Origin of the sequence: Streptomyces sp. NPDC057654, assembly GCF_042800135.1 — a bacterium.
GTDB lineage: Bacteria > Actinomycetota > Actinomycetes > Streptomycetales > Streptomycetaceae > Streptomyces.
Genome location: NZ_JBHVHQ010000476.1, coordinates 1 through 6,555 on the forward strand (window position 1 = coordinate 1; position 6,555 = coordinate 6,555).

The window sequence follows — 6,555 nt, forward strand, 5'->3', positions numbered from 1 at the left end:
GGGCCAGGAGCTTGCCGATGTACGGGTCGCCGCCGCCTCCGGTGCCGAGGATGCCGGCGCCGCGGGCGATGTCGTCGAGGATGTCGAGGGTGATCTCACGCATGGGGGGTCGCTCCGTCGTGCCGCTGGGTGCCGGGCTGGTCGGGATCATGCGGGCGGGGCCGGTCGCGGCCCAGCCTGCCGAGGTCGAGGTCGCCGACGGCCTTGACGCGGATGCGCGTCGCGCCGCCCGGCAGATACGCGAGCGGCACTTCCTCGATGTCCACGATCCGTACGCTGCCGTGCCGGGCGCCCGCCTCCTCGGCACGGCCCGCGGCCTCCTCGCGGGCCTCGGCGAGCACCGCCTCGCGGCGGCCTTCGGGCACCTGGAAGACGCGGTCGACCTCGCCGCCGACCTGTGCGATGGCGGCGCCGACCGCGTTGGCCACGCCGAAGTGGCCGGGGCGGCGCACGTCGTCGAAGCCGGGCAGGGTTCCGGGTACGAGGATCGAGCCGCCGCCGACGGCGACGACCGGCAGGGGCGCGGCCGAGGTGCGCATCCGGTCGACGCTCTCCGCCAGCCGTTCGGCGATCCGCGCGAGGGCGCGGTCGGTGAACTCGGGGCTCAGGTGGGCGACGCGGCTGCGGTCGCCGATGTCGGCGCGGCCCGCGGCGACGGCGAGGTCGGTGGCCGTCAGGGTGGCGCCGCCGAAGACGAGGGCTTCGTCGGTGAGCCGGTAGCCGACGGACCGGGGGCCGGTCTCGGCGTCGTCGGATACGTGGGAGCCGCCGCCGATGCCGAGGGAGAGGACGTCGGGGATGCGGAAGTTGGTGCGGATGCCCGCGGCCTCGCTCTCGCCCGCGGCCTCGCGCGGGAAGCCGCCCGCGAGGATGCCGACGTCGGCGGTGGTGCCGCCCACGTCGACGACGGCGCAGTCCCCGAGCCCGGAGAGGAAGGCCGCGCCGCGCATGGAGTTGGTGGGCCCGGACGCGAAGGTCGCCACCGGGTACGTACGGGCGAAGTCCACGTCCATCAGCGTCCCGTCGTTCTGGGACAGGAAGAACGGCGCGGTGATCGACACCTTGGCGAGGGCCTCGCCGAAGGACTCCACGATGACGGTGGCGAGGTCGCGCAGGGCGGCGTTGACGATCGTGGCGTTCTCGCGGGCGAGCAGTCCGATGCGGCCCAGTTCGTGGGAGAGCGAGAAGTGCGTGGCGTCGCCGAGCTCGGCGCGGAGGATGTCCGCGGCGCGCCGCTCGTCCTCCTCGGCGACGGGCGAGAACACGGAGGAGATCGCGACGGAGGTGATGCCGCGGGCGGCGATGTCGGCCGCGGTCCGCTTCAGCTCGTCGGGGTCCAGCGGGGACAGCGGCCGGCCGTCGTACTCCCGGCCTCCGTGGCACAGATAGCCGTGCCCGCCGACGGCGGCGCGCTGCCGCTCCGGCCAGTCGGTCATGGGCGGCAGCGCGGCCGTGGCGGGCAGGCCGAGCCGTACGGCCGCGACGGGGGCGAGCCGGGCGCCCTCGATGAGCGCGTTGAGGAAGTGGGTGGTGCCGATCATCACGGCGGTGACGGACTCGACGGGCGGGTCGAGGGCGCGGACGGCCGCCGTGACGCCGGACGTGATGTCCGCCGTCGTCGGCGACTTGGCGGCCGCGAGCACCCGGTCGTCGTCCCCGAGCAGGGCGGCGTCGGTGTTGGTTCCTCCGACGTCGATACCGATGCGCATGGTGGTGTCTTTCGCTGGTTTGCGGGTGGGGGGGCTCTTTCGCCGGGTTCCGGGTGGGCGCTGTCGTAGGGGCGGTGGTCGGGCAGTGCCCCGGAAGGCGGGCGGGGAGGGGCGGGCCGTACGAACCAGCGTACGAAGGGGGTCCGACACAGCTGGACCGGGGCGCGCCGTCCAAGCCTTCCGTCCGGCTCCCATCAGCTACGAACTTGTTCGTCACGAACATGTTCGTTAGAGTTTTCGGCATGACAGCGAAGACGCCCAGGAGCCGTCGGGAGCGGCCCGCCAAGCCCGCCCTCACCCGCGACGGCATAGTCGACACGGCGGTCGGGCTGATGCGCGCCGAAGGGCTCAGCCGCGTCACCATGCGCCGCCTGGCCCAGGAGCTCGACACCGGCCCCGCCTCGCTCTACGTGTACGTGCGCAACACCGCCGAACTGCACGCGGCCGTGCTCGACGAGATGCTCGGCGCGGTCGACCTCGGCCCGGCCCGGACGCCCGGCGAGTGGCGCGGCCGGCTGGTGCGGGTCCTCACCTCGTACACGACGGTGCTGTTCGAGAATCCCGGCCTCGCCCAGTCGGCGCTGGTCGCCCGGCCGGCCGGCAAGAACTACCTCGACCTGGTGGAAGCCCTGCTCTCGCTGCTCGACGAGGGCGGCGTCCCGGCCCGGCGGGCGGCGTGGGCCGTCGACCTGCTGCTCCAGTACGGGACCGCGACCGCCGCCGAGCACGCCGGCAAGGAGGAGACCACCGCCGGGTCCGGCGAGTGGGACGCGGTCGCCGCGGCGCTGCGCGACGCCTCCGGGCAGACGCACCCGCACCTCGCCGCGCTGGGCGCCGAGCTGCTCTCCGGTACCGGCCCCGAGCGCCTGGCCTGGGGCTTCCAGCTGCTGATCAACGGAACACTGCACACCCCGAGGCCCGACGCCGGGCCGGCGGAGAACGACCGGCCGGCACCAGCCGCCACGGAAGGACACGAGAAATGACGACGCACCAGCCCATCACCGTGGTCGGCGGCGGCCTCGGCGGCCTCACCCTCGCCCGGGTCCTGCACCTGAACGGGATCGCGGCGGCCGTACTCGAACTCGACGCCTCGCCGACCGCCCGGCACCAGGGCAACATGCTGGACATGCACGAGGAGTCCGGCCAGGCCGCACTGCGCGCGGCCGGTCTCTACGACGAGTTCCGGGCGCTCGTCCACCCCGGCGCCGAGGCCATGCGCATCCTCGACAAGGACGCGAACCTCCGCTGGGAGGACTCCGGCGACGACTCCAACCGGCCCGAGGTGCACCGGGGCGCGCTGCGCGACCTGCTGCTCGACGCCCTGCCCGACGACACGGTCCGCTGGGGCTCCAAGGTCTCCGCCGCCCGCGCCCTCGGCGACGGGCGGCACGAGGTGACGCTCGCCGACGGCGCCGTCCTCACCACCGACCTGCTGATCGGGGCCGACGGCGCCTGGTCGAAGGTGCGCCCGCTGGTCTCGGAGGCCACACCCGTCTACTCCGGCCTCTCCTTCGTCGAAGCGCACATGGACGACGCCGACGCCCGGCACCCGCGGAGCGCGGCCGTCGCCGGCGGCGGCATGATGTTCGCGCTCGACGAGGGGATGGGCTTCCTCGTCCACCGCGCGGCCGACGGCTCGCTGCACACGTACTGCGCGCTGCGGGCCCCCGAGGACTGGGCCGCCTCGCTCCTCGCCGACGAGGGCGCGGACTCCGAGGCGGCGAGGGCCCGTGTGCTGGAGCCGTTCGCCGACTGGGACGAGAGCCTGCGGGCGCTGGTCGCGGGCAGCGACGGCGCGCTCGTCCCCCGGGCGATCCACGCCCTGCCGGTCGGGCACAGCTGGGCGCGCACGCCCGGTGTGACGCTGCTCGGCGACGCGGCCCATCTCATGTCCCCGTTCGCGGGCGAAGGCGCGAACCTCGCGATGCTCGACGCCGCCGAGCTCGCCGCGGCCATCGTGGCGCACCCCGGCGACACGGAGGCGGCGCTGGCCGCGTACGAGCGGGACCTCTTCCCGCGCAGCGAGGCGTCGGCCGCCGAGTCCGCCGCCAATCTCGACATCTGCTTCCGCGCGGACGCGCCGCAGGGGCTCGTGGATCTCATGCAGCAGTACAACGACGAAGCTGCCGAAGCGACAAGCTGACGGACCGACCGCCTGACAGATCATCAAGCGGTCGGCCTCACAGGGTAGTTCAGCCGCAGGACCCCGCCGGGCGGGTGCGTGTCACCACGTCGCTGTGGCCGGTGGTGGAGTCCGTCCACACCACCTGCCGGCCGCCCGGCATGCCGGCCCACATCTGCTCGCCCCGGTTGCAGGACACCCGGTCCTTCCGCTTCCCGTCCGCCGAGAACTGCCACAGCTTGGGCAGCGCCTCGTTGCGGTATTCGGGGGCGGGCGTCCAGGTGGCGGCGGTCACCGCGTCCCGCGTGGCGATGAGGTCGATGCCCTCGATGGCGCCCGGACCGCCCGCCGGGCTGAGGTCCACGACGTTGCCGCCGTCGAGGTCGGCGCGGCGCACGGCCGTCAGCCGGTTCTCCTCCGCCTCGTTGGCCAGCCAGAACACATGGTCCCCGTTGATCGCGGTCGGCCCGGTGTCCTTGAGCGTCCCGAGCTGCCCCATCCGGGTCCGTACGCCCGTCTTGAGGTCGAGCACCTCGGTCCCGTACGTCCAAGTGCCCTCGGAACGCCGGCTGGTGGCGTACGCGATGCGGCCGTCGCTGATCGACGGGTAGCCGGAGTTCACGCTCCGGTCGCCGGTCACGTCCACCGGGGTCGGGTCGCTGAGCCGCAGATACTCCACGATCGACCGGGCCCCGCGGGGCCGCGACTCCACGACGACCACGTCGCCCTCGATCTGGAGCTCGGGCCCGACCCGCCGGCCGGTCCACAGCTTCTTGACGGGCCCGCCCGCGATCGGCCGCGCGAGGAGGTCCACGGTCCTGCGGTTGTACGCGAACCACACCACGGTCTTCCCGTCGGTGGCGGGATGCACGTGGTAGCGGCCGTCGTTGGGGCTGATCCGCTGCGGCGCGCCGGAGCCGTCGGCGCGGCCGGCCCACACGGAGTACGGCTCGCTGCCGTTCTCGTTGGACTTGGAGGCAGCCCACCAGCCGCCGCCCGCTCCCACCCGGACGCCGTCCGTGTTGACGTCGCCCAGCAGCGGGTCGGAGTCGACGCCCGTGGCGAGTTCCCAACCCGGCACGATGCCATGGGCGTTGAAGGACCGTTCGACGGCCTTGAGCTGTTTCGCGGACGCCTTGAGGTCACGGGCGGCGGCGAGCACCGCGTCGCGGCCCTCGGTGAATCCGTCCAGCGGAGTCAGATACGCGGTGAGCGCCCGGTAGACGACGCGGTCGGCGAGCGTGCGGCCGATGTCCTCGCGCATGTCCCACAACGCGCCCGAGAAGATGGTGGAGTTGAGGTGGACGCCGCCGTTGTCGGTGGTGAGGGAGACGCCGAGGAAGGACGTGGCGGCACTCCGCCCGTCGTTGAGATCGCGGGTCGCGCACTCGCGCGGCGGCTTGGTCCGGCACAGCGATTCGCCGAGCAGTCCGGCGTCGGGGCTGTCCATGGGGATGCCGTAGGCGTCGGTCTTGACGGCGTTGCCGAAGTAGTCGGCGATCGCCTCGTTCATGGCGCCGGACTGGCCCGCGTAGACCAGGTTCGCGCTGTTCTCGACGACGCCGTGCGTCATCTCGTGCCCGACGACGTCCAGGCCCGCGGAGAACGCGCGGTACTCGGCGTCGCCGCCGCCGTACACCATCTTGGTTCCGTCCCAGAAGGCGTTGTTGTACGGGCGTCCGAAGTCGGTGACGCCGACGAGGGAGTTGATGACTCCGCCGCGGCCGTCGAGGCTGTCCCGGCCGTGCACCTGCCGGTAGTAGTCGTAGACCTTTCCCGCCGCCCAGTGCGCGTCGACCGCGCCCGCCTCGGTCGCCTCGCCGCCGAAGGCGGGGGTCGGCGAAGCGAACTCCTCGATGCCGGCGGGCCACTGACCGGACACCTCGCTGACGGATCTGTCGCGCGCGTCCCAGGTGGAGATCGGGTTCTTGCTGCCGTCCCCCATCCGGGACTGATCGCGCATCACATACCGCTGCCGCGCCTCGTCCTGGGTCAGCTGCAACGCGACTGCCTGGCCGTCGTACTTGACGCCGGAACCCACTACGGCGGGCCCGTCGTCGGCCTGTCGGTATGCCCTTCGGGAAGTCGAGGCGGGAGCGGCGGACGCCGCGAACGTCTTGATACCGCTGTACTGGAGCACCGGATACCCGGCCCGCGCGTCGACATAGACCTCCCGCAGCACCGGTTCGCCCGTTCCCGGGTTCTCGCCGCGTACGGTCACGTGCCAGGTGAGCAGGCCCGTGCCCCGGGGCAGCACGACCAGCCCGCGCGCCGCGCCGGACAGCGGTGGCGCCTCGTCCCGCGCCGCGCCGCCCCGTCCGGCCGCCCGGAGCTGGTCCGTCACCGCGTCGACGGCCCGTTCGACCGCCGGCGCCTCGTCGACCTCGGGGTCGGTGCCGGTCGTCAGGCCGGTGAAGTACGCGCCGGAGGCGCCGGTGACGACGCGCTTGCCGCCCTTGTGCTCCATCCGGACCACGTACTGGCCGCCCAGGACCTCCACGCCCCGGTACCGCTGCTGGAGCCGTACGGTCTCCTCGCCGCCGGTTTCCACCGCCTGTACGGGCCGCAGGTCGCGTACCGGGTCGGCGATGCGGTAGCGGCCGCGGTGGGCGGCGAGGTGGCCGCGCGCCGCGTCCACGGCGCCGACCGTGGCGTCGGCGGGTTCACGGATGCCGTCGACGAGGGCGGGGGCGGCGGTGCGCTTGCCGGGGATCAGTTCACGGG

Annotated in this window: 4 protein-coding genes; 2 read left to right on the top strand and 2 right to left on the bottom strand. The window is 73.5% G+C overall.

What is annotated here, in order from left to right; translation table 11 throughout:
* Nucleotides 1-95: 95 nt before the first annotated feature.
* On the bottom strand, nt 96-1,709 hold the full coding sequence (locus tag ACFU99_RS28255; RefSeq protein WP_384397250.1) for a hydantoinase/oxoprolinase N-terminal domain-containing protein: 1,614 nt from the start codon (nt 1,707-1,709) through the stop codon (nt 96-98).
* A 242-nt stretch (nt 1,710-1,951) separates the two neighbouring features.
* Between ACFU99_RS28255 and ACFU99_RS28260 the strand changes: the two genes are divergently transcribed.
* Nucleotides 1,952-2,692, top strand: coding sequence for a TetR/AcrR family transcriptional regulator (locus tag ACFU99_RS28260; RefSeq protein WP_384397253.1), 741 nt, complete (start codon nt 1,952-1,954; stop codon nt 2,690-2,692).
* The gene (locus ACFU99_RS28265) at nt 2,689-3,852 is read left to right on the top strand and encodes an FAD-dependent oxidoreductase (protein ID WP_384397256.1); all 1,164 of its coding nucleotides are present in this window, start codon (nt 2,689-2,691) and stop codon (nt 3,850-3,852) included. Before ACFU99_RS28260 ends, ACFU99_RS28265 begins: the two co-directional genes overlap by 4 nt.
* Before the next feature lie 49 nt (nt 3,853-3,901).
* Here ACFU99_RS28265 and ACFU99_RS28270 read toward each other — a convergent pair whose 3' ends face one another.
* Entirely contained in the window at nt 3,902-6,547 is a 2,646-nt protein-coding gene (locus ACFU99_RS28270; protein WP_384397259.1) for a M4 family metallopeptidase, read from the bottom strand.
* Nucleotides 6,548-6,555: the final 8 nt, after the last annotated feature.

Coding starts and splice junctions, on each gene's coding strand:
- ACFU99_RS28255 (WP_384397250.1), bottom strand. CDS start 1,709: ATGCGCATCGGTATCGACGTCGGAGGAACCAACACCGACGCCGCCCTG.
- ACFU99_RS28260 (WP_384397253.1), top strand. CDS start 1,952: ATGACAGCGAAGACGCCCAGGAGCCGTCGGGAGCGGCCCGCCAAGCCC.
- ACFU99_RS28265 (WP_384397256.1), top strand. CDS start 2,689: ATGACGACGCACCAGCCCATCACCGTGGTCGGCGGCGGCCTCGGCGGC.